Origin of the sequence: Falsiroseomonas sp. HW251, from assembly GCF_050563545.1 — a bacterium.
In the GTDB taxonomy this organism is placed as follows: Bacteria; Pseudomonadota; Alphaproteobacteria; order Acetobacterales; family Acetobacteraceae; genus Falsiroseomonas.
Genome location: NZ_JBNXUM010000003.1, coordinates 260469 through 282390, shown reverse-complemented (window position 1 = coordinate 282390; position 21922 = coordinate 260469). Strand labels below are relative to the sequence as shown.

Annotated in this window: 24 protein-coding genes; 12 read left to right on the top strand and 12 right to left on the bottom strand. The window is 71.5% G+C overall.

Going from position 1 to position 21922, the window contains the following annotated elements; translation table 11 throughout:
* Positions 1-15 precede the first annotated feature (15 nt).
* Positions 16-438 carry a DUF6636 domain-containing protein gene (locus ACLF3M_RS05040; RefSeq protein ID WP_430655766.1) on the top strand — a complete coding sequence of 141 codons (423 nt, stop codon included), beginning with the start codon at positions 16-18 and terminating at the stop codon, positions 436-438.
* Positions 439-743: 305 nt separating this feature from the next.
* On the opposite strand, the gene gap is transcribed toward ACLF3M_RS05040, so the two are convergent.
* The 3 genes from gap to ACLF3M_RS05025 form a co-directional block, all read right to left on the bottom strand.
* Positions 744-1760 (bottom strand): type I glyceraldehyde-3-phosphate dehydrogenase, encoded by a 1017-nt coding sequence (gene gap / locus ACLF3M_RS05035; RefSeq protein ID WP_430655765.1) that lies wholly within the window; start codon positions 1758-1760, stop codon positions 744-746.
* Positions 1761-1789: 29 nt separating this feature from the next.
* Positions 1790-3835, bottom strand: a complete 2046-nt coding sequence (gene tkt, locus ACLF3M_RS05030) for a transketolase (RefSeq protein ID WP_430655764.1) — start codon at positions 3833-3835, stop codon at positions 1790-1792.
* Positions 3836-3944: 109 nt separating this feature from the next.
* Positions 3945-4967: an alpha/beta hydrolase-fold protein gene (locus ACLF3M_RS05025; protein ID WP_430655763.1), complete on the bottom strand. Its 1023-nt coding sequence runs from the start codon at positions 4965-4967 to the stop codon at positions 3945-3947.
* 101 nt (positions 4968-5068) lie between these two features.
* Between ACLF3M_RS05025 and ACLF3M_RS05020 the strand changes: the two genes are divergently transcribed.
* Positions 5069-5812, top strand: coding sequence for a VIT1/CCC1 transporter family protein (locus ACLF3M_RS05020; protein ID WP_430655762.1), 744 nt, complete (start codon positions 5069-5071; stop codon positions 5810-5812).
* An 18-nt stretch (positions 5813-5830) separates the two neighbouring features.
* Here the strand turns inward: ACLF3M_RS05020 and ACLF3M_RS05015 are convergent, their stop codons facing one another.
* Positions 5831-7192 (bottom strand): hypothetical protein, encoded by a 1362-nt coding sequence (locus ACLF3M_RS05015; protein ID WP_430655761.1) that lies wholly within the window; start codon positions 7190-7192, stop codon positions 5831-5833.
* Between the two features lie 112 nt (positions 7193-7304).
* Positions 7305-7871 carry a peroxidase-related enzyme gene (locus ACLF3M_RS05010; RefSeq protein WP_430655760.1) on the bottom strand — a complete coding sequence of 189 codons (567 nt, stop codon included), beginning with the start codon at positions 7869-7871 and terminating at the stop codon, positions 7305-7307.
* Positions 7872-7938: 67 nt separating this feature from the next.
* Between ACLF3M_RS05010 and ACLF3M_RS05005 the strand changes: the two genes are divergently transcribed.
* Positions 7939-8727 (top strand): aldolase, encoded by a 789-nt coding sequence (locus tag ACLF3M_RS05005; RefSeq protein WP_430655759.1) that lies wholly within the window; start codon positions 7939-7941, stop codon positions 8725-8727.
* Positions 8728-8751: 24 nt separating this feature from the next.
* On the opposite strand, the gene ACLF3M_RS05000 is transcribed toward ACLF3M_RS05005, so the two are convergent.
* Together ACLF3M_RS05000 and ACLF3M_RS04995 are read right to left on the bottom strand one after the other, a co-directional pair.
* On the bottom strand, positions 8752-9300 hold the full coding sequence (locus tag ACLF3M_RS05000) for a hypothetical protein (protein WP_430655758.1): 549 nt from the start codon (positions 9298-9300) through the stop codon (positions 8752-8754).
* Between the two features lie 135 nt (positions 9301-9435).
* Entirely contained in the window at positions 9436-10092 is a 657-nt protein-coding gene (locus tag ACLF3M_RS04995) for an SMI1/KNR4 family protein (protein ID WP_430655757.1), read from the bottom strand.
* A 64-nt stretch (positions 10093-10156) separates the two neighbouring features.
* Here ACLF3M_RS04995 and ACLF3M_RS04990 point away from each other — a divergent pair, with 64 nt between their 5' ends.
* The 4 genes from ACLF3M_RS04990 to ACLF3M_RS04975 are packed head-to-tail and all read left to right on the top strand — an operon-like array spanning position 10157 to position 12989.
* The gene (locus ACLF3M_RS04990) at positions 10157-11047 is read left to right on the top strand and encodes a DMT family transporter (RefSeq protein WP_430655756.1); all 891 of its coding nucleotides are present in this window, start codon (positions 10157-10159) and stop codon (positions 11045-11047) included.
* A 5-nt stretch (positions 11048-11052) separates the two neighbouring features.
* Positions 11053-11415, top strand: coding sequence for a hypothetical protein (locus ACLF3M_RS04985; RefSeq protein ID WP_430655755.1), 363 nt, complete (start codon positions 11053-11055; stop codon positions 11413-11415).
* Positions 11416-11424: 9 nt separating this feature from the next.
* Entirely contained in the window at positions 11425-12609 is a 1185-nt protein-coding gene (locus ACLF3M_RS04980) for a class I SAM-dependent rRNA methyltransferase (RefSeq protein ID WP_430655754.1), read from the top strand.
* The gene (locus ACLF3M_RS04975) at positions 12609-12989 is read left to right on the top strand and encodes a DUF3293 domain-containing protein (RefSeq protein WP_430655753.1); all 381 of its coding nucleotides are present in this window, start codon (positions 12609-12611) and stop codon (positions 12987-12989) included. Before ACLF3M_RS04980 ends, ACLF3M_RS04975 begins: the two co-directional genes overlap by 1 nt.
* Positions 12990-13070: 81 nt before the next feature.
* Here the strand turns inward: ACLF3M_RS04975 and ACLF3M_RS04970 are convergent, their stop codons facing one another.
* The 4 genes from ACLF3M_RS04970 to ACLF3M_RS04955 all read right to left on the bottom strand — a co-directional run bounded on the left by ACLF3M_RS04970 (position 13071) and on the right by ACLF3M_RS04955 (position 17487).
* Positions 13071-14057, bottom strand: a complete 987-nt coding sequence (locus ACLF3M_RS04970) for an alpha/beta hydrolase family protein (protein ID WP_430655752.1) — start codon at positions 14055-14057, stop codon at positions 13071-13073.
* Between the two features lie 61 nt (positions 14058-14118).
* Positions 14119-15219, bottom strand: a complete 1101-nt coding sequence (locus ACLF3M_RS04965) for a patatin-like phospholipase family protein (RefSeq protein ID WP_430655751.1) — start codon at positions 15217-15219, stop codon at positions 14119-14121.
* Entirely contained in the window at positions 15216-16010 is a 795-nt protein-coding gene (locus ACLF3M_RS04960) for a 3-hydroxybutyrate dehydrogenase (RefSeq protein WP_430655750.1), read from the bottom strand. The genes ACLF3M_RS04965 and ACLF3M_RS04960 overlap by 4 nt, the downstream gene beginning before the upstream one ends.
* A gap of 61 nt (positions 16011-16071) precedes the next feature.
* Positions 16072-17487, bottom strand: coding sequence for a dihydrolipoyl dehydrogenase family protein (locus ACLF3M_RS04955; RefSeq protein ID WP_430655749.1), 1416 nt, complete (start codon positions 17485-17487; stop codon positions 16072-16074).
* A 253-nt stretch (positions 17488-17740) separates the two neighbouring features.
* On the opposite strand from ACLF3M_RS04955, the gene rpmH reads away from it, so the two are divergent.
* The 5 genes from rpmH to yihA are packed head-to-tail and all read left to right on the top strand — an operon-like array spanning position 17741 to position 20972.
* A complete protein-coding gene (gene rpmH, locus ACLF3M_RS04950; RefSeq protein WP_430655748.1) occupies positions 17741-17875 on the top strand; it encodes a 50S ribosomal protein L34 in 135 nt (44 codons plus the stop codon).
* A gap of 22 nt (positions 17876-17897) precedes the next feature.
* Entirely contained in the window at positions 17898-18239 is a 342-nt protein-coding gene (rnpA, locus tag ACLF3M_RS04945) for a ribonuclease P protein component (RefSeq protein WP_430655747.1), read from the top strand.
* Positions 18236-18502: a membrane protein insertion efficiency factor YidD gene (gene yidD, locus ACLF3M_RS04940; protein WP_430655746.1), complete on the top strand. Its 267-nt coding sequence runs from the start codon at positions 18236-18238 to the stop codon at positions 18500-18502. Before rnpA ends, yidD begins: the two co-directional genes overlap by 4 nt.
* A complete protein-coding gene (yidC, locus tag ACLF3M_RS04935) occupies positions 18502-20307 on the top strand; it encodes a membrane protein insertase YidC (RefSeq protein ID WP_430655745.1) in 1806 nt (601 codons plus the stop codon). Before yidD ends, yidC begins: the two co-directional genes overlap by 1 nt.
* Entirely contained in the window at positions 20304-20972 is a 669-nt protein-coding gene (yihA, locus tag ACLF3M_RS04930) for a ribosome biogenesis GTP-binding protein YihA/YsxC (protein WP_430655744.1), read from the top strand. Before yidC ends, yihA begins: the two co-directional genes overlap by 4 nt.
* 55 nt (positions 20973-21027) lie before the next feature.
* Here yihA and ACLF3M_RS04925 read toward each other — a convergent pair whose 3' ends face one another.
* Positions 21028-21918: a hypothetical protein gene (locus tag ACLF3M_RS04925; protein WP_430655743.1), complete on the bottom strand. Its 891-nt coding sequence runs from the start codon at positions 21916-21918 to the stop codon at positions 21028-21030.
* Positions 21919-21922: the final 4 nt, after the last annotated feature.

Below are 21922 nucleotides of genomic sequence, written 5' to 3'. Positions count from 1 at the left end.
CGTTACGGAGGGCACATGAGACGGACCGCGTCGCTGTCGCTTGTTGCGGCCCTGGTCGTGGCGCCGGTGGTAGCATCGGGCCAGCAGCCCTTCCAACCACCCCCCGACGCCTTCCAGACGCCGTCCGGCAACATCCATTGCCTGTTCTCCGCGGGAACGCTGCGCTGCGACGTGCTGGAGCACGATCATGCGACGCCGCCGCCGGCCCGTGGTTGCAGCGATCCCTGGCCGGGGCATCTGGCGCTGAACGCGGAGGGCCAGGTCACGCTGCCCTGCCGGGCGACAAGCGTGCACAACGACGAGGCCTTCGTGCTGGGCTATGGCGCGCGCTGGCTGGGGCAGGGGATCACCTGCGACTCGGAAGAGGCAGGGCTGTGGTGCACCAACGGCGCCGGGCACGGCTTTCAGGCATCCCGGACGCAGTTGAGGCTGTTCTGAGCGCGGGCGCGGATTGCGCTCGCGGGGTGGATAATCTTCCTATATTCTGGCTTGGCTCTTTGACATCCCCGGGCGCGCCCCGGGGCTCATCCGTGGCGGTCATCGCGGCTTCCGCAGGCGCGGGTATTTGTCCGAGGGATGCCGTGCGCCCGGGACGGAGGACTTGTCCGATGTGGACCGCGCAACAACGCTAAAAGACTAAAAGCCTAAAATCCTAAAGCAGCCGCTCACCCGACCCGGCGCTTCCCTCCCCCGCAGGCGGGAGAGGGAGCCTCCTTTGCGGGACAGCGCGGGAGTGCTGCGGACTACAGGCTCCCGAACAGCGCCGTCGTGTCGCTCATGCGGTTGGAGAAGCCCCATTCGTTGTCGTACCAGGACAGCACGCGCACCAGGCCGCCATCCACGACCTGGGTCTGCGTCGCGTCGAAGGTGCTGCTGTGGGGGTCGTGGTTGAAGTCCACGCTGACCAGCGGGGCGGTGTTGTAGCCGAGGATGCCCTTCAGCTCGCCCTCGGCCGCCGCCTTCATCGCGGCGTTCACGGCTTCCTTCGTCACGCCTTCCTTCACCGGCACGATGTCGAGCGACACCAGCGAGACGTTCGGCGTCGGGATGCGGATGGCCGTGCCGTCCAGCTTGCCCTTGAGCTCCGGCATGACCAGGCCGACCGCCTTCGCCGCGCCGGTGCTGGTCGGGATCGCGGAAACCGCGGCCGCGCGGGCGCGATGCAGGTCCTTGTGCAGCGTGTCCACGGTGTTCTGGTCGCCGGTATAGGCGTGGATCGTCACCATGTAGCCGCGCGCGATGCCGAAATTCTCGTGCAGCACCTTGGCGATCGGCGCGAGGCAATTGGTGGTGCAGGACGCGTTGGAGATGACGGTCATGTCCTTCGTCAGCGTCTTGTGGTTGACGCCGTAGACGATGGTCGCGTCGGCGTTGTCGCCGGGGGCGGAGATCACGACCTTCCGCGCGCCGGCGGTCAGCAGGGCGGAGGCCTTCTCCTTGCTGGTGAAGATGCCGGTGCACTCCATCGCGACATCCACGCCCTTCAGCGGCAGCTTCGTCGGGTCGCGCTCGGCGGTCACCTTGATCGGGCCATAGGTCCGGCCGCGGGCCTTGATGGTGATGCTGTCGCCTTCCACGATCACCTCGCCGGGGAAGCGGCCATGGACGCTGTCGTAGCGGAAAAGGTGCGCATTCGCCTCGACGGAGCCGAGGTCGTTGATGGTGACGAATTCCAGGTCGTCGCGGCCAGCCTCGCAGGCCGCGCGCAGCACCAGGCGCCCGATGCGCCCGAACCCGTTGATCGAAACCTTCACCGCCATCTCAGCTCTTCCTCTTCCCCGGTTGACCGTCAGCCCAGCCGCTTGCGGACGGCTGCGACCACCGCCTCGGCGGTGATCCCGAAATGCTTGTAGAGCGTCTCGGCCGGTGCGGAGGCGCCGAAGCCGCCCATGCCAATGAACACGCCGTCACCGAGCCAGCGTTCCCAGCCCATGGAGATGGCTGCCTCGACGCCGACGCGCAGCGCCTCGCCCAACACCTGTGCGCGATAGGCCTCGTCCTGCAGGGCGAAGAGCTCCCAGCAGGGCAGGGAGACGACGGCGGCGGCGATGCCCTCGGCCTCCAGCGCCTCGCGCGCGGCGAGCGCGACGTGGACCTCTGACCCCGTCGCGATCAGGGTCGCCTGGCGCGCGCCGGACGCCTCGGCCAGCACATACCCGCCGCGCGAACAGCGGTTCTCCCCGGCGTCGGTGCGCACCGCCGGCAGGTTCTGCCGCGACAGCGCCAGCACCGTCGGCCCGTCCGTGCGCCTGACCGCGATCTCCCAGCATTCCGCGGTCTCGATCGCATCCGCCGGCCGCATCACCTGCAGGTTCGGCATGGCGCGCAGCGACGCCAGCGTCTCGACCGGCTGGTGCGTCGGCCCGTCCTCGCCGAGGCCGATGCTGTCATGCGTCAGCACATGGATCACGCGCTGGCGCATCAGCGCGGCCAGGCGGATCGCGCCGCGCATGTAGTCCGCGAAGACGAGGAAGGTCCCGGAATAGGGGATGATCCCGCCATGCAGCGCCATGCCGTTCATCGCAGCGGCCATGCCGTGCTCGCGCACGCCGTAGTGGATGTAGCGGCCGGCATAGTTGCCAGGGCCGATGATGGGGATGCCCTTCACGTTGGTGTTGTTCGACCCCGTGAGGTCGGCCGAGCCGCCGATCATCTCGGGCACCGCCGGCACCAGGGCTTCCAGCGCGCGCTGCGAGGCGATGCGGGTGGCGATCTTCGGCTTCTCCTCGGCCTGCCTCGCGCGCAGCGCGGCCAGCGGCTCGTGCCAGTTCTCCGGCAGCTTGCCGGCCATGGCGCGGTCGAACTCGTCCTTCTGTGGATGCTTCGCCAGGCGCTTCAGCCAGGAGCGTCGGGTGCCGGCACCACGGCGGCCGGCGTCTTCCCAGGCCGACTTCAGGCCCTCCGGAACCTCGAAGGGCGGGTGGTTCCAGCCGAGGGCGGATTTCGCGGCCTCGATCTCGCTCGCACCCAGCGGCGCGCCGTGGCTCGCGGCCGTGCCGGCCTTTGCAGGCGACCCGAAGCCGATGATGGTGCGGCAGGCGATCAGCGTGGGCTTCCGGTTGCGCATCGCCCAGGACATGGCGGCCGCAACCTGCTCGTGGTCGTGCCCGTCCACGCGGCGCACCGCCCAGCCATAGGCGGCGAAGCGCTTCAGCGTGTCGTCGGTGAAGGACAGCGCGGTGTCGCCGTCGATCGAGATCGAGTTGTCGTCCCAGAGGACGCAGAGCCGGTCGAGCCCGAGATGGCCGGCGAGCGACGCGGCCTCGTGGCTGATGCCCTCCTGCAGGTCGCCGTCACTGCAGATCACCCAGGTCCGATGGTCCACCAGCGACCTGCCGAAGCGCGCCGCGAGATGCCGCTCGGCGATCGCCATGCCGACCGAAGTGGCGATGCCCTGGCCGAGCGGGCCGGTCGTGGTCTCGATCCCGGGATGCTCGCCGAATTCGGGGTGGCCGGCCGCGGGCGAGTGGAGCTGGCGAAAGTTCCTGATCTCCTCGATGCCCATCCCGGCATGGCCGGTCAGGTGCAGCAGCGAATAGAGCAGCATCGAGCCATGGCCAGCCGACAGCACGAAGCGGTCGCGGTCGGGCCAGCGGGGATCGGCGGCGTCGTATTTCAGGAAGCGGGTGAACAGCACCGTCGCGACATCGGCCATGCCCATCGGCATGCCGGGATGGCCGGACTTCGCCTTCTCCACCGCGTCCATGGCGAGCGCGCGGATGGCGTCGGCCATGCGGCGTGCCTCGCTGGCCGGCCGGGCGAGCAGCGCGGCCTGGCGGGCCTGGGCCGGATTGGGCCCGGCGCCGGGCTGCTTGTCGGGTTCGAGGCTGGCCAAGCGGGCAATCCTGGGGGTCGAAGGGGTGGCGCCCTCATAACCGCGCCCCCTCCCCCGGACAACCCGCGGTGCCGGCGGATCGGTCCGGCGCCAGATGCGAGGCCATGCCTCAGCGCATCAGGCCGCGCCGTTCCATCCAGGCCTGGATGCGCGCGGCGACGTCGTCGCTGTTGTCGTCCATCATGATCATGTGGCTGTTGCCGCGCACGCCCTCGGCCGCCATGTCGAGCGTGTCGGCGGTGCCGCCGGCCTCACGGATCTGGCCCTGCCAGCGCTCCACATTGGCGCGGATCCGCTCCCAGAAGGCGTTGCCGCGGATGTTGTCGCCCCAGACCACGAGGTGCGGGATCCCCCGCACCCGCGCGGCCTCGGAGGCCTGGGGCGGCGCGCCGGAGGGCTCGACCGCGATCACCGCCATGACCTTGTCCGGCGCGTTCAGGGCCATGGTGAAGCCGAAATTGCCGCCCTGGCTGTGCACCAGCACGACGCAGGGGCAGATCCGCTGGACCAGCGCATCATAGGCCGCCTGTACCTGGCGATCGGTCGTTACCCAGCGCGGCACGGATTGCATCATGAACTGGTTCCAGGCCGCGGCGGGAAAGCGCGACTCCGGGAAGGCGCGGCGCTGCGCAGGGTCGACGTTCCACCCACCGGCGGGCCCGATGCGGAACAGATCCCAGCCCTCGCCCATGGTGCGGAAGACCGGCTCGCCGGCCAGGATCTGCGGGAAGCGCGCCCAGCCCGACCGGCCGCGCTCCATCGCGTCGGTGACGAAGACGTCGTGGCCGGCGCGCAGGAAATGCATCTGCCAGCCCGGCCGGCCATCCGGCGTCGTCTCGTAGGTCACGCCGGTCAGCCCGCCGCCATGCGCCAGGATCAGGGGGTAGCGGGCGCGCGGGTCCTGCAGCCGGACGTATTGCGCGTACATCTGCTCGACCTGGAACTCGCCATTGGGGTTGATGCGCAGCGGCGGCGCGCCTGGGGAGAAGACGATCTCCTGCTCCGGCAGGCCGCTGACGCCGGCGACGCGCCCGCCGGCATGCAGGCTGCCGATCTCACGTATCTGCAGCGGCTGGGCCGCGGCGGCGCAGGCGACCAGCAGGGCCGAGAGCGCGGCGAACAGGCTTCGCATGGTGGTTCCCCCCTTGGGATGGTCGTTGCGCGGAGCATGCCGGGGCGGCTGCGCGGGGGGAAGAGTTGGCGCGGTCGTCAGGGCGCCGGTAGTCTCGCGGCATGACCGACGCCCCGATCGAGCCGACGCGCGACGGCCTGCCCCCCATGCCGCCGGGGCCGCCACATGAGGAAAAGCATTTCGCGGAACATGAGACCGTCCGCGACCTCGTGATCGGCGTCGCGGACGGGATTGCCGTGCCCTTCGCGCTGGCCGCGGCGCTCGCGGCGGCCTCGGCCCCGGCCGGGATCGTCATCGAGGCGGGCCTGGCTGCCGTCGCCGCGGTGGCGGTCGCGCGGGGCCTCGGCGGCTACCTCGGCGCGCGGAGCGAGGCTGAGAACTACGCGCTCGAGCGCCTGCGCGAGGAAGAGGAGAGCCGGATCTACCCCGAGCGCGAGAAATGGGAGGTCGCGGCGATCCTGCATCGCTACGGCGTGCGCGGCGAGGCGCTGCGGATGGCCGTGGATTGCATCGCCGCCGACCGCAAGAAGTGGGTGGACTTCATGATGCGCTTCGAGCTGGAGCTGACCGAGCCCGACCCGAACCGCGCGGCGAGATCGGCGGTGACGATCGCCGCCGCCTCGGTCGCGGGCGGGCTGGTGCCGCTGCTGCCCTACATGGCGGCCGGCACGGGGCGGCCGGCTCTGCTTGCCTCCTGCGCGCTGACCGGCGCGGCGCTCTTCGTCTTCGGCTGGCTGAAGGCGCGCGCCACGGGACTGGCGCCATTGCGCGGCGCAGTGCAGGCGCTGGCGATCGGCGCGGGCGCGGCGGTGGCGGCCTATGTGGCCGCGGGGGTGGCGGGGTAGGGGCTCCGCCCCGGCGGCCTACCCGCCATCAGCCCCGGTCGTCGCCGGCGCCGGCGGGCGCTGGTCCCGCAGGCGCTGCTCGGCCTCGGCGATGGAACGGCGCAACTCGGACAGGCGCTGCGTCGCGTCGCGCGAGGCCTGTTCGGCGCGGCTCGTCTCCTCGTTCAGCGCGGCGACGCGCTGCGCGGCCTCGGTCGCGGCGCGGCGGCGGTCCTGCAGCGTCGCATCGGCGCGCTCGATCTCCTGCCGCGCGGCGGCCAGGCGCCGATCCTGCTCCTCGGCCGATCGCGCCGTGGTTTCCGCCCGCTGCTGGTCGGCCTGCAGGCGGCGGGTGAGCTCGGTCAGTCGCTGCTGCGCCTGCTCGGCGGCGCGCTCGGCCTCGGCGCGCTGGGCGGCGAGGCGCGTCGCCTCGGCCGCCGCGCGCTCGGCGGCCTGGCGGCGCTCGGTCAGCGTGGCGTCGAGCTGCGAAAGCTCGCTCCGCAGCGCGCCGAGCCGCGTCTCGGCCTCGCCCGCGCCGGTCGTCGCGCGGGTCACGTCGGCCTGCAGCGCAGCCAGGCGCGTCTGCGTCTCCTCGGCGCCTCGCGTCGCCTGGGCCAGGCGCGATTCCGTCTCGTTCAGCGCGCGCCGGCGGGCGGCGAGGTCGGCCTCGGCCAGCGCGAGCTGGTCGTTCAGGCCGCGCAGCCGCTGCTCGGCGGCGGCGGCATTGGCCTCGCGCGTCGTCAGGACCTCCTGCGCGCGGCCGGCCTCGGCGGCGAGTTGGGCCAGCCGCGCCTCGGCGGCCTGGACCGCGGCCGCCGCCTCCGAGGAGCGGCCTTCCAGGGTGCGCAGCGCCTCGGCGGTGGAATCGCGGGCGGCGGCCGACCGCTGCTGCGCCGTCTCCATCTCGCGCAGCGCGGCGGTGCGCTCGTTCAGCTGCGATTCCGCCTGCTGCAGCGACTGGCGGAGCGCGGCCAGCCGTGCCTCGGCCTGCTGGACGTCGTTCGTTGCCTGGTCGCGCTGCGCGCCGAGCAGCTCGCCCTGCTGCCGCGCCTGGTCGAGCGCCTGGCGAGTCTGGTCGATCTGCGGCGTCAGGGCGGCGAGCTGCTGCTGGGCCTGGGCCGCCTGGTCCGACAGCTGGCGGGCGCGCGCCTCGGCCTCGGCGCGGCCGCGCTCGGCGGCCTGGCTGCGCTGGGTGATGGTGGCGAGGTCGCCATTCGCGCGGCGTTCCTGTTCCAGCGTCTGGTCAAGCTGGCCGGCGCGGGCCTGGGCGGCGCGCAGCTGGTTGCGGGTCTCGCTGATCGTGCTGCCGCGGCTGAAGGCCACGCCCCAGCCGATGACGAGAAGCAGGAGCAGCAGCCCCGAGGCGATCAGGGCCTGTCGCGGCCAGGTCAGTGGATTCATCGGGTCCCCCTGGGGCGTCCGTCCTGCGGTGGCGTGGTTCTCTCGCCCAGGACGCGGGACGGCCAATCACGTGACGCGCGGCGCGCGTCACGGCTGCGTCAACTCGCTCGGCCTATCGGCCGATCGCCTGGAATTCGGGGTTCGGCTTCAGGTCCATCGCATTCGCCAGGCGGTTCGACATGTCGAAGAAGGCGGCGACGGCGCCGATGTCCCAGAGCTCGTCCTGCGTGAAGCCGGCATCCAGCACGGCCTGCCGGTCGGACGCGGAGACCAGGTGCGAGGCGGTCGAGACCTTGGTCGCATACTCCAGCATCGTCTTCTGCCGCGCGGAGATCGGCGCCTTGCGCCAGTTCGCAGCGAGGAGCTCGCTGATCGCGGGGTCCTTGGCGCGCACCCGAAGGATCGCGCCATGCGCGACGACGCAGTACTGGCACTGGTTCGCGATGGAAACGGCGAGGACGATCATCTCGCGCTCGGCCGCCGTCAGCCCCTCGCGCCTGTTCATGAGCGCGTCGTGGTAGGCGATGAAGGCGCGGAATTCCTCGGGCCGCCAGGCGAGTGCGAGGAATACGTTCGGGATGAAGCCGGACTTCTCCTGCACCACCAGGATGCGGGCGCGAATGTCCTCGGGAAGCGTGTCGAGCGCGGGGACGGGGAAGGCGCTGATGGGGTCGGTCACGGGTGGCCTCCTTGCCGGCGGGGCGCCGGCCTGCAATGGATCGCGCGACAGAGGGAGAAGACGCGCCATGGCCCATGCCCTGAACGAGCCCGCCACCCCGGCGCTGCTGCGCAACTCGGCCCTGGATGCCGAAGCGGTGCGCCAGGCGCGAGTCGACCTGGCGGCCTGCTTCCGTATGGCAGCCCGGCTCGGCTTGCATGAGGGCATCTGCAACCACTTCTCCCTCGTCGTTCCCGGCCGCGACGACCTGTTCCTGGTCAACCCCTATGGCTGGGCCTTCAGTGAGGTCACGGCGTCCCGCCTGCTGGTCTGCGACTTCGAGGGCAATGTCATCGCCGGCGACGGCGTGCCGGAGGCAACCGCCTTCTTCATCCATGCCCGCGTGCACAGGAACGTCCCGCGCGCCAGAGCGTGCTTCCACACCCACATGCCGAATGCGACGGCGCTGGCGATGCTGGAAGGCCCGCCGCTGCTCTGGGCCGGGCAGAGCGCGCTGAAGTTCTACGGCCGCACCGTGGTGGACGAGGACTACAACGGCCTCGCGCTCGACACCGCCGAGGGCGACCGCATCGCCGCCAGCATCGGCAACGCCGACATCGTCTTCATGAAGAACCACGGCGTGATGGTCTGCGGCGCCAACGCCGCCGAGGCCTGGGACGACCTGTACTACCTCGAGCGCGCCGCCGAGGCTCAGCGCCTGGCGCTGTCCATGGGCCGCCCGCTGAAGGTCGTGCCCCCGGAGATCGCGGCCAGGACCTACGCCCAGATGCGTGTCGGCGACCGCGAGAGCGCGAAGCTCTTCCTGGAAAGCGCGAAGCGCATCCTGGCGAAGGAAGAGCCCGACTTCGCGGATTGATCGGCGCCGTCGCGGGGAATGAGTCTAGGGGCCGATGCCCCAGGGCAACTGGCTGCGGTCGGCGCCGGGGCCGAAGACGCCGAGCACGCGCCAATGCCCTGCCGGCGAGCGCGTGAGCAGCATCTCGAGCATCCCGACCTTCGACGCCGCGCGGCCGTCTGGCAGCATGGCCGGCGTGCCGGCTTCGACGCCTTCGGGCAGGACGAAGGGGGTCGCGCCGCGTCGCCGGCCCACCTGCATCATGAAGTCGAACAGCCATGCCATGTCGTTGTGGTGCTCGCGCGCGGCCAGGATGGGCATTGCCTCTTCCGCCACCGCGAGCCGGTTTGCAGTTGGCGGGACGCGTCCGACGAGCGGCTCCACCAGGAGCCGCTCGTATGTCTCGGCAATCGCGTTCTGGGTCTCGGGCGCCAGGATCCAGTAGACGGTGGCGAAATCCTGGCTACGCCAGGCGCGCAGGAAGGCCTGCGCGGCCTCCTGCGGCGTGGCGAAGGCGAGGCGCTCGTACACCGTGCGCTGGGCCGCAGCGACACGCGGCGCGAGCAGCAGGCCGAGCGCAGCGGCACAGGCCATTCGACGCGACGGGATCATGGGGGGACGGCTCGCTCCTTGCTTGTCCCGGTAGCGTTCCAGACAGGCATTGCGCGGGTCAAGGCCATGGCCGCCCGTCCGCCACGGGGCGGCATTCCGGCGTTCGTCTCCGCGGGGTCAGCGTCGGCTTGCCGCGATGTATTTCAGCGATTCCACCTCCGCCACCATCAGGTGCCAGAAGGACGGATGGACGTGCGCGCCGGGCACCCAGTTCGCGAAGAACCACGCCTCCATCTCGCCGGCCGCCGACAGCGCGGCCGGCGCCAGCAGCATCACGGCGTCGTCTCCGCCGTCGTGATCGAAGCGGCTGATCTGCAGCGTGGCCAGGATGTGGCGGGACACGTCGTCGCCGATATCGGCGTAGACCACCGCCCAGTCCCGGTTCTCCGCCACGAAGGGCGCGATCTCCTGGACCGGGCGCACGCGGCCGATGAAGGAGGACGGGTGGTTCCAGCCGTTCGAGACGCGGAGGAAGCCGCGGTAGGAGCCGGGCAGGCGAATGCCGAGCCGCGCCTCGGCGGCGGCGATCTCCTCCTCCGTCGCGGGCGGCTCGCCGAGCCAGCGAGCCTCAACCTGCGCCGGCGTCAGGCGAGGCCGGATCAGGGGATCGGCGATGGCGAGCGCGCTGAGCTCGGCCAGCAGCGCGCGCCAGCTGGCCTCGTCGGCGCGGGCGGGCCCGATCGGTGGCATGCTTCCTCCGCCGTTATGCAGGGCGAACCAGCCAAGCCCGGCCGCGATCGCGGCCAGCATCGCCAGAATCGCACGCCGGATCACGCCGCCACCCCCATCGCCGGCGAGGCTAGGCGCGGGCCGCGGGGAAGGGCAGGGGGGCCGCGCCTTGGCCGCTGAACCGCGCCCCGGCCGCCTGGACCCGACCGGCCTGGCCCTGCTGCTCGCGACAGTCGTCGGCTGGGGGCTGAACTGGCCCGCGATGAAGCTGCTGCTGCCGGAGGTCCCGCCGTTTTCCATCCGCGGGATCAGCGCGACCGTCGGCGTGCTGCTGCTGGCCGCCATGGCGCTGCGGCGCGGCGAGGCGCTGGCCGTGCCGGCGCGGGTCTTCCCGCGGCTTGCGCTCGCCTCGGCGCTGAACGTCACGGCCTGGATGGGTCTGGCGAGCTTCGCGCTGCTCTGGCTCGGCGCCGGCGAGGCGACGATCGTCTGCTACACCGTGCCGCTCTGGGCCACCTTCTTCGCCTATGCCCTGCTGGGCGAGAGGATCACCGCGCTGCGGCTTCTCGCGCTGGCGATGGGCCTTGTCGGGCTGTCGGTGCTGGTGCTGGGGAATGGCGTTCAGGCCGGCGTGGAGAAGCTGCCGGGCGTGGCGCTGGCGCTGGCGGCGGCGATCCTGTTCTCGCTCGGGACCGTGGTGACGAAGCGCTGGCCGGTGCCGATGCCGCCGGCGGCCCTGGTGGCCTGGCAGACCGGGCTCGGCTGCTTTCCGCTGCTGATCGGCGCGCTGGTCTTCGACCGCTGGGCGGTCGAGGAGGTCTCGGCGCGTTCCTGGCTGCTGCTGCTCTATGGCGGGGCGGTGCCGCTCGGCCTCTCCTACCTCGCTTGGTTCGCGGCGCTGAAGCGGCTGCCGGCCTCGGCCGCCGCGGCGGGGACGCTGCTGACGCCGGTGGTCGGCGTGGTGACGGCGGCAATCTTCCTCGGCGAGCCGCTGGGCGCGCGGGAGGTGCTGGCGCTGTCGCTGACGATCGGCGGGGTGGTGCTGGCGATCAGGGGGTGACGGCCATGACCGACGGCGCAGAGCGCGACAGGGACGAAGCCCGGCAACTCGTGCAGGCCGGCTACCGCAAGGACGAACTGCACGGGATGGCCGGGACGATGCTTGGCCTGGCCCTGCAGGTTCGCCCGGATGGCCCGAATCGCGCCTGGATCACGCTCGGGAACGGGATGGAGATACCACTCGACGTTTCGGCCGAGGTCGCGCGGCGCAACCTGCTCGGCTTCTGCCGCCGCTTCGGGCTGGCGGCGCAGGCCCAGGGTCGAGGCCCGAACCAGCAGCGGAGCGCGGACCAGCTCGCGTTCGGCTTCATGGCGGAGATGCCGCCGGCGCGCCGTCCGCCGCTTCCGCCCGCGCCTCGGCGCGTCTAGACGCCGCGGATGACCGACCGTCCGCTGATCCGCCTGAACCCCGGTGCCGACCGCCGCATCAAGTCGGGGCACCCCTGGGCCTTCTCCAACGAGATCGCGATGACCGCGACCGCGCGCGCCGTCCCGCCGGGCAGCGTGGTGCGGCTGGAAGGCGACGACGGCGTGAAGCACGGCGCCTGGCACTTCAACCCGCACAGCCTGATCGCGGCGCGCTGGCTGGACGAAGACCCCGATGCCGGCTGCGACGCCGCCTGGTTTCGCGCGCGGCTTTCCGAATGCCTCGCGCTGCGCGAGCGGCTGTTCGACGCGCCCTTCTACCGCCTGGCGCATGCCGAGGCCGATGGGCTGCCCGGGCTGGTGGTCGACCGCTATGGCGACGCACTGGCGGTGCAGGCCAACACCGCGGGGATGGACCGCGCGCTGCCCGACATCCTGGCGGCGCTGCAGGAGCTTGTTTCGCCCCGCGTGATCGTCGCGCGCAACGACGCCGCGGTGCGCAGGCTGGAAGGGCTGGAGGAGGGCGTCGCGCTGCTGCATGGCGCGGACGGGACGGCGGTGGTCGAGGAAGGCGGGCTGTCCTTCCCCGTGGACCTGCTCGGCGGTCAGAAGACCGGCTGGTTCTTCGACCAGCGACCGAACCGCGCGCTGGTGGCGCGGTTGGCGAAGGGGAGGAGCGTGCTCGACGCCTTCTGCCATCTCGGCGGCTTTGGGCTCGCGGCGGCGCAGGCCGGTGCGGCGCAGGTCACGCTGCTCGATCGCAGCGAGCACGCGCTGGACCTCGCGATGCAGGCCGCCCAGCGCGCGGGCTTCGGGGACCGCGTGGTGTCGCTGAAGGCCGAGGCGCTGGAACAGCTGGAACGCATGGTCGCGTCGGGCCGGAAATTCGACGTCGTCGTCGCCGACCCGCCGGCCTTCGCCAAGACGCGCAAGGACATCCCGGCGGCGCTTAAGGGCTATGCGAAGCTCGCGCGGCTGGCGGCCGGCGTGACGGCGAAGGGCGGCGTGCTCTTCATCGCGTCGTGCTCGCACCATGTGGGACCTGTCGATTTTGCGGATGCGGTTGCCTGGGGCCTTCACCGCGCGAAGCGACGCGGAAAGATCCTGGCGAGCGTCGGCGCGGGGCCGGACCATCCCGTGCATCCCGCGCTGCCGGAGAGCGCGTATCTCAAGGGCCAGCTGCTGGCGCTGGATTGATGCGCGCGGCCTATCTGCGGACGGAGTACGAGGCCGCCGGGATCGTCGTGCGGATCGGGAAGCGCAGCGCGGCGATGGATGCGCTGCTGCGGGCACGCCGCGTGCGGCGCGCGGGCTTCGTGACAGCGTGGAACCCGTTCAGCCGCAGGACGCCGCAGGGCTGGAACGAGCGGATGAATGCGCGGCTGCGCGAGGTCGCGCGCGGGCGCGTGCTGGCGGAAGGCTGGGGCAGCGCGCGCGGGTGGCGCGAGGCGCATCTGCTGGTCGCGGGGAATGAGCGCTGGCTGGCATGCGTCGCGCGGCGCTTCCGGCAGAATGCGTTCGTGATGGTTGCGCCGGGACAGCCTGCGCGGATCGTGCTCGGGCTGGCCGGCCGATGACGCGCAACATCGGCCTCAGCGCGAACTCGGCAGCACCGCGCCGTCTGCGTCGGCCCCCTCCGCTTCGCCACCCCGCCGGGGTCAGGGCGAAAGCATCCTGGTGAGGAATCCCATGACCTCGGCGTCGAAGCGCCGGCTGAACTCGGCGCGGTCGAACCCCGATGCGCTGGTGCAGATCGCGGGCGCCGCGCGTGCCAGGGCCGCAGAGCATGGAGCGAGGAAGTCGAAGTGGCCGGCATGCTCGACGACGTGGAACTCCGGCGGGCGCGGCAACGCGTCGCGCACCGGCTCGGCGTAGAGGGGCGACGGCAGGATGGCATCGTCCGCAGCCTGCCAGAGCTGGACCGGCGCCGTGACCGCGGCCAACCCCGAGGGCGAGAAGGTGAAGCCGAGAGCCGGTGCGGCGACGACGATGCCACGAAGCCGTCCGTCGCGGAGGAAGGGCGGCGCTGCCGGGCCAGGCCTGTCGACCGGGCCGCTGCGCGTGGCCGCGATCAGCCGGCAGTCGTAGAGACCGGGGTTGGCCGCGCAATGCGGCCCGATGCGGGACAGGTCAGGCTCGCCGCCGGCGAGCGTCAGCACGGTGAACGCCCCCGCGGAGTGCCCGAAGGCCGCGATGCGCGCAGGGTCGATCACGCCCGGCGCCCAGCGTGAGGCCATGTGGTCGATCACCACGGCAAGGCCGCGGGTGCGACCGGCGATATCGGTCGCGCGCGACTGGTCACGGTGGTTGTCGCCGGTATGGGTCGGCGCGGCGACCACGAAGCCGGCCTGCGCGAGGGCGAATGCCGTGGCGGCATGGCTGGCGAAGTTGCCGCCATTGCCATGCGAGATCACCACCAGTGCCAGTCCGCGTCCCCGCACCGGCGCCTCGGGCGCGAGGTCCTGGGTGAACAGGCCCAGGGTGGTCGGGCGGGAGGGCGCATCGGTTGGGTACCAGACGCCCGTCTCGAGCGCTGGCTCCGCTCCGTCCGGCACATGCACCATCGTGAAGCCGACGGACGCAGCAGCGGGATGAACGACCAGGACGACGAGCGCGGCGAGGAGGAAGGCGAGCGACATCTTCATCGATCCGTCCTCTCACCTGCGGTCGCCCTGAGCCGGGCCGGCTCGACGTGCCGAGAGGTCCTCAGAGGAACCTGTCCCTGATATCCACGCTGCTTTCCCGCCCGAGCTTGCTGAAGTGCTCGGCGAGCCATCTGTCCGCGGCGTCCCGACCGTAGCGCTTCAGCGTCTGCAGGAAGGTCCAGTCGCCGTTCAGCTTGGTGGACAGCTTGAACTCCCGCATGCGCTCCTCGTCCTCGATCACATGCAGGAAGAGGCGCCGGTAGCGCGGCTGCTCGAGCCGGCCGGCATCCAGCAGGCGCTGGACGAAGTCGATCGCGCGCATCTCCGCCATCAGGGAGGCGTTGAAGCTGATCTCGTTGAGGCGGTTGGTGATGTCGGTGGGATGCGTCGGCAATTCCTCGCGCACCGTCGGATTCAACTGCACGAGGACCAGATCGGGCGCGCCGCCCTGCTCGTAGAGCGGCCAGAGCGCGGGATTGCCGAGATAGCCGCCATCCCAATAGGGCTCGCCGTCGATCTCCACCGCCTTGAAGAACTGCGGCAGGCAGGCCGAGGCCATGATGACCTCCACCGTCACCTCGTGGCGCGCGAAGACGCGCGGCTTGCCCGTGCGGACCGAGGTCGCGGAGATGAAGAGCTTCGGCCCCTTCCCCTCCCGCAGGACCGCGGGGTCGATCGCATCGGCCAGCACCGCGCGGAGCGGGTTCCAGTCATAGGGCGTTGGATTGATCTGGTAGGGCGAGAGGACGCGGGTCAGCGTCTCGAAGGTCTGGTAGGCTACCGACCAGGTGAGGTCATAGCCCCAGATCGCCTTCTCGATCGGCGTGTTCTGCAGCGGCGAGACGGCAAGCCTCGCCGCGGCGTCGCGCCAGAGGCGATCCAGCGCGGCGGTCGCGCCGGCGCGTCCGCCCTCGCAGAGGCCCTGGACGAGGACGGCGGCGTTCACCGCCCCGGCGGAGGTGCCGGAGACCGCCTCGAACTCGATGCGCTCGTCCTCCAGCAGGCGCTCCAGCACGCCCCAGGTGAAGGCGCCATGCGTTCCGCCGCCCTGCAGGGCAAGGTTCACGCGGCGGACGGCGACGGGCTTCGCGACGGCAGGACGGGCGACGGGGGCGGCGCCGATCGCGTCGGCGGCTTCCCGGCGGAACTCGTCCTCGGTCACTGCGCCACCCAACCCCCATCCACGGAAATGGAGGTGCCGTTGATGGACCCGCTGTGCGGCCCGGCGAGGTAGATCGCGGCTTGCGCGATCTCCTCCACCTCGACCCATTTCTTCGTGGGCTGGCGGTCGAGCAGATGGTCGGTCAGCGCGACCTGCTCGCTGACGCCGTGCTTCTCCGCGAGCGGCTTGACCTGCGCCTCGGCCAACGGCGTGCGGACGAAGCCCGGGCAGATCGCGTTGCAGGTGACCCCCGTGCGCGCGACTTCCAGCGCGACCGACTTGGTCAGGCCGAGGACGCCGTGCTTGGCCGCGACATAGGCCGTCTTGAAGGGGCTTGCGACGAGCCCGTGCGCCGAGGCGACGTTGATGATGCGCCCCCAGCCCTTCGCCTTCATCCCCGGCAGCGCCGCCTTGATGGCGTGGAAGTTGGAGACGAGGTTGATCGCGATGATGCGGTCCCACTGCTCGTCCGGGAAATCCTCGACCGGCGAGACGTGCTGGATGCCGGCATTGTTGACCAGGATGTCGCAGCCGCCGAGCTCGGCCTGGCAGGCCGCGACCATCTCGCGGATCTCGGCGGGCCTGGTCATGTCGGCGTTGGAATAGGGCGCCTTGGGCGCGCCCATCGCCAGGCCGACCTCGGCGCGGGCGCGGGCGATGTCCTCCGGCTTCCCGAAGCCGTTCAGCATGACCTTCGCGCCGTCCTGCGCGTAGCGCAGCGCGATGGCGAGCCCGATGCCGGAGGTGGAGCCGGTCACCAGGGCCGTCCGGCCCTCCAGGATCTTCGCCATGCCGTCCTCTGCTCATTCGCTTCGCCGCGCTGCAGCAAGCGCTTGTCGCCGGGAAGGTTGCTCAGGGCAGGCGCCAGAGCAAGCCGACCAGCTTCTTCGAGAAGGTTGAAAGTAATTTGGGCGCGTAGAAGTCGCCCGCCGCGCGCTTCGCGGCCTCGGAAAGTGTGGGGTAGGGCAGCACCAGGCCGGCGAGGGCCGACAGCGGCAGCTTGCGGCCGATCATCAGGCCGAACATCCCGGCCATCTCCCCGGCATGCGGCCCGAGCACGCCGGCGCCGAGCAGGCGCCCCTTCGGCGAGACCACCAGCTTGACCAGGCCCTCCTCCAGCGCCTCGGCGACGCCCCGGTCGGTCTCGGGCAGGGGGAAGCGATAGGGGCGGGGATCGAGGCCCGCCGCGCGGGCCTCGGCCTCGGTGAGCCCGATTTGGGCGAGCTCGGGGCCCGTGTAGGTCACGCAGGGCAGGGCGGCGTAATCCACCTTGGCGGGAAGGCGGAACAGCATGCGCCGCGCGATGACCCCGGCATGCTGGGACGCGACATGGGTGAAGGCGCGGGGCCCGATGCGTCGGGGATCGGCGATGTCGCCGACGGCCCACACCCGGCGGTTGGACACGGAACGCAGGCCCGGATCGGTCACGATGCCGCGTGGGGTGGAGTCGACCTTCGCGGCCTTGAGGTCCAGCCCCGCCAGCCGGGGCGCCCGGCCGGTGGCCAGCAGGAGGTGGCTGCCCTCGACCCGGGTGCCGTCGGCCAGGATCGCGACGGGGCCGGGCTCGAAGCGCTCGACGGTCGCGCCTTCATGAAGCGCGACGCCGTCGCGCAGCAGGGCGCGGCGCAGGCCATCCGCAAGCTCGGGATCCTCCCGCCCGGCGATGGTGCCGGCCTCGATCACGGTGACGCGGCAGCCCAGCCGCGCATGGGCCTGCGCCATCTCCAGCCCGATCGGGCCGCCGCCGAGGATCAGCAGGTGCGCGGGCTTCTCATCCAGGGCGAAGAGCGTCTCGTTGGTCAGCCAGGGGACGGGACCGAGGCCGGGAATGTCGGGAACCACCGCGGCGCTGCCGGCGGCGACGACGCAGCGGCGGAAGGTGATCCGGCGGCCGCCGGCCTCGACCTGGTCGGGGGCGGTGAAGTGGGCGGAGGCGCGGATGACCTCGACCCCCATGGCGCGGAAGCGGGCCTCGGAGTCGGTCGGTGCGATGCGGGCGATGGAGCCGCGGACATGCGCGCGGACGGCGTCCCAGTCCACCTCCGGCTCGGGCAGGCGGATGCCGAGCCGGCCGGCCCGGCGGGCGGCGGCGGCGGCATGGGCCGAGGCCAGCAGCGCCTTCGACGGGACGCAGCCGTAGTTCAGGCAGTCGCCGCCCATCTCGCCGCGCTCGACCAGTGCGACCTTCAGGCCCAGCGCGGCGGAGATCGCCGTCACCGAAAGGCCGGCGGCGCCGGCGCCGATCACCACGAGGTCGAAATCGGGCATGGAAGGGTCCATAGAACAGGGCGCGGGGCGCGCCCATCCCGCCGATGGTCGGTTGACGGGGGGGCGGCCGCATCCCTATACGTCGCGGCCTTCGCCGGGGTGCGCCTGGGTGACCCCTCGGGGTGAGCCATGCCTGCCGCCGGCGGATCCGTTTGCAGAGGGGCCGCGATCGGCCGTCCCGGGCCGTCCTGGCTCCGGCGCGGCCGCCCAGCGTTGGCTCGAGTGCTTTGGCCCAAGTGCTTTGGAGTGTGTCGTGAAGCGTACCTACCAGCCCTCGAAGCTCGTCCGGAAGCGTCGGCACGGCTTCCGCGCCCGCACCGAGACGGTCGGCGGCCGCAAGGTCCTCGCCAACCGCCGGAGCAAGGGCCGCAAGCGCCTGTCGGCCTGATCCGCGCATCGGGGCGCATGTCATGCCGGCGCGTCCGCCGCGCCTGAAGCAGCGCCGCGATTTTCAGCGGGTTGCGGGCAAGGGCCAGCGAGCGGCGCGGCCTGGCCTGGTGCTGCAGGCCCTGCCCGTGCCGGGCCAGCACCTGCGCGTCGGCTTCACCGCGACGAAGAAGATCGGCAATGCCGTGGTCCGCAACCGCACCAAGCGGCGCCTCCGAGAAGCCGCGCGCCTGATGCTCGGCGGCGGGGACCTGCAGGGCTTCGACCTCGTCCTGATCGGGCGGGAGGCGACGGCCGGACGGCCGTGGCAGATCCTGCTGGGCGACCTGCGCGGGGCGCTGAAGCAGGCGGGGGTCACGCCGTGACACCCCAGCAGCATCTGCTGCGGGGCGCCATCCACGCCTACCGCTATGGCCTGCGCCCGATCATCGGCTGCAACTGCCGCTTCCTGCCGCATTGCTCGGATTACGGGCTGGAGGCGGTGGCGACGCATGGGGCGCTGAAGGGCGCATGGCTGACCGGGCGCCGCATCCTGCGCTGCAACCCCTGGCACCCCGGCGGCTACGACCCCGTGCCAACCCTGACCGCGGGCCTGCCCGTCGGGACGAAAGGCTCATCCCTTCCGTGATGGACCAGAAGCGACTCTTCATCGCGATCGCCGTCTCGATCGGCATCCTGCTGATCTTCGAGATGTGGAACCGCCCGACCCGCGAGGCCGAGCAGCGCCGGCTGGAGCAGCAGCGCAGCACGCAGGTCGCGCCGGCGACCCCCGCCCAGTTGCCGGCCGGACCGGCCGGCGGCGCGGCGGCACCGGCCACCCCCGGCACCGCCACCGCCGCCGCCACCCCGGCCACGCCGGAACAGCGCATCCGGATCGAGGCGCCGCGCGTCTCGGGCAGCATCAACCTGCGCGGCGCGCGCATCGACGACCTCGTGCTGCTCGACCATCGGGAGACGGTGGCCCGCAACTCCCCGCCGGTGCGCCTGCTGGCGCCGCGCACCGACGTGCATCCCTATTTCGTGCAGTGGGGCTGGTCCGCCGCCGATGGCCGCACCCGCGTGCCCGACGCCGACACCGACTGGTCGGTCGAGGGCGGGCCGCTCGGCGTGGACCGGCCGGTCACGCTGTCCTGGGACAACGGGCAGGGCCAGGTTTTCCGCATCCGCCTCGAGATCGACCGCGACTACATGCTCGCGATCCGGCAGAGCGTGCAGAACCGCGGGACCGAGGCGGTGCAACTCCTCCCCTGGACCCGTATCCGTCGGGATGCGACGCCGGAGGTCGCGGGCTTCTTCATCCTGCATGAAGGCTTCGTCGGCGTGCTCGACGGTCGGCTGGTGGAGTGGACCTACAAGGACGCCAAGGCCGAGGCCGAGAAGCGCCGCGGCCCCGCCTTCGAGACGGAGAGCGCGGGCGGCTGGGCCGGCTTCACCGACAAGTACTGGCTGACCGCGCTGATGCCGCAGAACCAGGCGACGCGCGTGCGCACGGCCTTCCGCCACATCAATGACGGGCGCGATCGCTGGCAGGCCGACATGGCGCTGCCTGCGGCGGAGACCATCGCGCCCGGCGCGGAAGCGAGCTTCGACACCCGCACCTTCGCCGGCGCGAAGGAGGTCAACCTCCTCGACGCCTATGCGTCGCGCTACGGGATCGTGGATTTCGACAAGGCCGTGGATTTCGGCTGGTTCTACTTCCTGACAAAGCCGTTCTTCCACATCCTGCACTTCCTCGGCGTGAGCTTCGGCAATTTCGGCGTGGCGATCCTGGTCTTCACCCTGTGCCTGAAGATCCTGTTCTTCCCGCTCGCCAACAAATCCTACAAGTCCATGGCGCGGATGAAGGTCCTCGGGCCGAAGATGTCGGAGATCAAGGAGCGCCATAAGGACGACCCGGCCAAGGCGCAGGCCGAGATGATGGCGCTGTATCGGTCGGAGAAGGTGAACCCGGCCTCGGGCTGCCTGCCGATCCTGATCCAGATCCCGGTCTTCTTCGCGCTCTACAAGGTGCTCTTCGTCACGATCGAGATGCGCCACGCGCCCTTCTTCGGCTGGATCCAGGACCTCTCGGCGCCGGATCCGACGAACCTCTTCAACCTGTTCGGCCTGTTGCCGTTCGACCCCGCGCATCTCTCGAGCCTGCTGCATATGCCGGCCTGGGCGATCGCGATGGGCCTGACCATGTTCCTGCAGTACAAGCTGAACCCTGCGCCGCCCGATCCGATCCAGGCCAAGCTCTTCGCCTGGATGCCGCTGATCTTCACCTTCATGCTGGCCGGCATGCCGGCGGGGCTGGTGATCTACTGGACCTGGAACAACCTGCTCTCGATCTCCCAGCAATGGTGGATCATGCGGATGGACCGGGAGGAGCAGAAAAAGAGGGGCACCTACGTTGCCCCGGTCAAGCCCGAGAAGGCCGCGAAGAAGGGGTGAGCGCGGGCGGGCTTTTGGAGGCGAAGAACGAAGCCGACCGTGCCGCGCTTATCGAGGCGGGTCGGTTGCTCTTTGCCCGGCCCTGCCGGTTCTTCTACGCGGCGCAGCGCATCGACCAGCTGCCGCCGGCGACGGGAGTGCCGGAGATCGCGCTCTGCGGCCGGTCCAATGTCGGCAAGTCGTCTCTGCTGAACGCGCTGACCGGGCAGAAGGCGTTGGCGCGCGTCAGCCACACGCCGGGCCGCACGCGCCAGCTCAACTTCTTCGATCTCGGCGAGGGCCGCCTGACCCTGGTGGACATGCCGGGCTACGGCTACGCCCAGGCCGCGAAATCGGTGAAGGAGGATTGGCAGGGCCTGATGTTCGACTTCCTGCGCGGCCGGCCCTCGCTGCGCCGCGTGCTGCTGCTGATGGACTGCCGGGTCGAGACCAAGCCCGCCGACCGCGCCGCGATGGACCTGCTGGGCGAGGCCGCGGTCGCCTACCAACTCGTGCTGACCAAGGCGGATGCGGTTAAGCCCGCGCAGCTTGAGAAGCGGCTGCAGGAAGTGCAGGCCATCGCGCGCAAGCGGACCGCCGCCCATCCGCTCGTGCTGGTCACCAGCAGCGAGACCGGCCTCGGCATCCCGGAACTGCGGGCCGAGGTCGCGTCGCTGGCGGCCTGATCGGCACGCCTCCGGCGTGACGTGGCCTCGGCCGACTTTGTCGACCGCCGGCGGTTCAGGGTTTCTGCACCCGGCCATCGAGGCCCGCGCCCCGCAGATAGGCGAGGTAGGCGTCCATGTCGGTCGCGACCCGGGCCATGAGCGCCTCGTGGTCCCGGCGGTTCTCGGCGAGCGCCGCTTCCAGCCTGGCCCGCCTTTCCGGCGGCGCCAGGGCGTCGAGGCGGCGCTTCTGCCGGCGGAAGGTCTGCGTCCGGATCCGGTTGGCGCCGCCGAAGTGGAAGGCGATGTCGCCGTAGAGGCCGGCCATGATGTCGTGGTCGTTCACCGCATTGGACCGCGGCAGCCGGGCCCAGCCGCGCCCCGCCCGCTGCGCCGCAAGCGCGTAGCCGGCCCCGGTGTCCTTCGTCTGGCCGTGCGCCGCCAGGAAGGGGAGGAGGTCGGGATCGTCCTCCGGCAGGAAACGCGCCCCGGTCCGCGCGACGAAATCGGCGGTGGTGGCGAGGAAGCTCGGATGCGGGAGGATGCGGTCGCCGTTCTCCGCCCGGAAGGTCGCGACGAAGGCGTGGCCTTCCTCGAGGCGCGCGCGCACCACCTCGAACCAGTCGGCGCGGGCGGGGAAGCTGTCGTCGTCGAGAGTGCAGAGATGCGTCGCGCCGCGGGCGACCGCATGCCGCACCAGCGCGTCGAGGTAATGGGCGTGCTCGCGCGAGCCCCATTTCTCCTCGACCGGGGGGATGCTGCCGGGGCCATGCAGCCGGAGGCGGGGCATGGCGGCCAGGCGGTCGCGGAAGGCCTGGTTGGCGCGATGGGCGACCGCCTCGATCCACCAATCCACGCCCGGGGGTGCGAAGCGCTCGACGAATTCCAGGTGCCGCTCGACGACTGGCATCGCCGCGGGGCTCGCGAGATAGACGACGGCGAAGGCGAGGCGGACCGGTTCGGGCATCGCC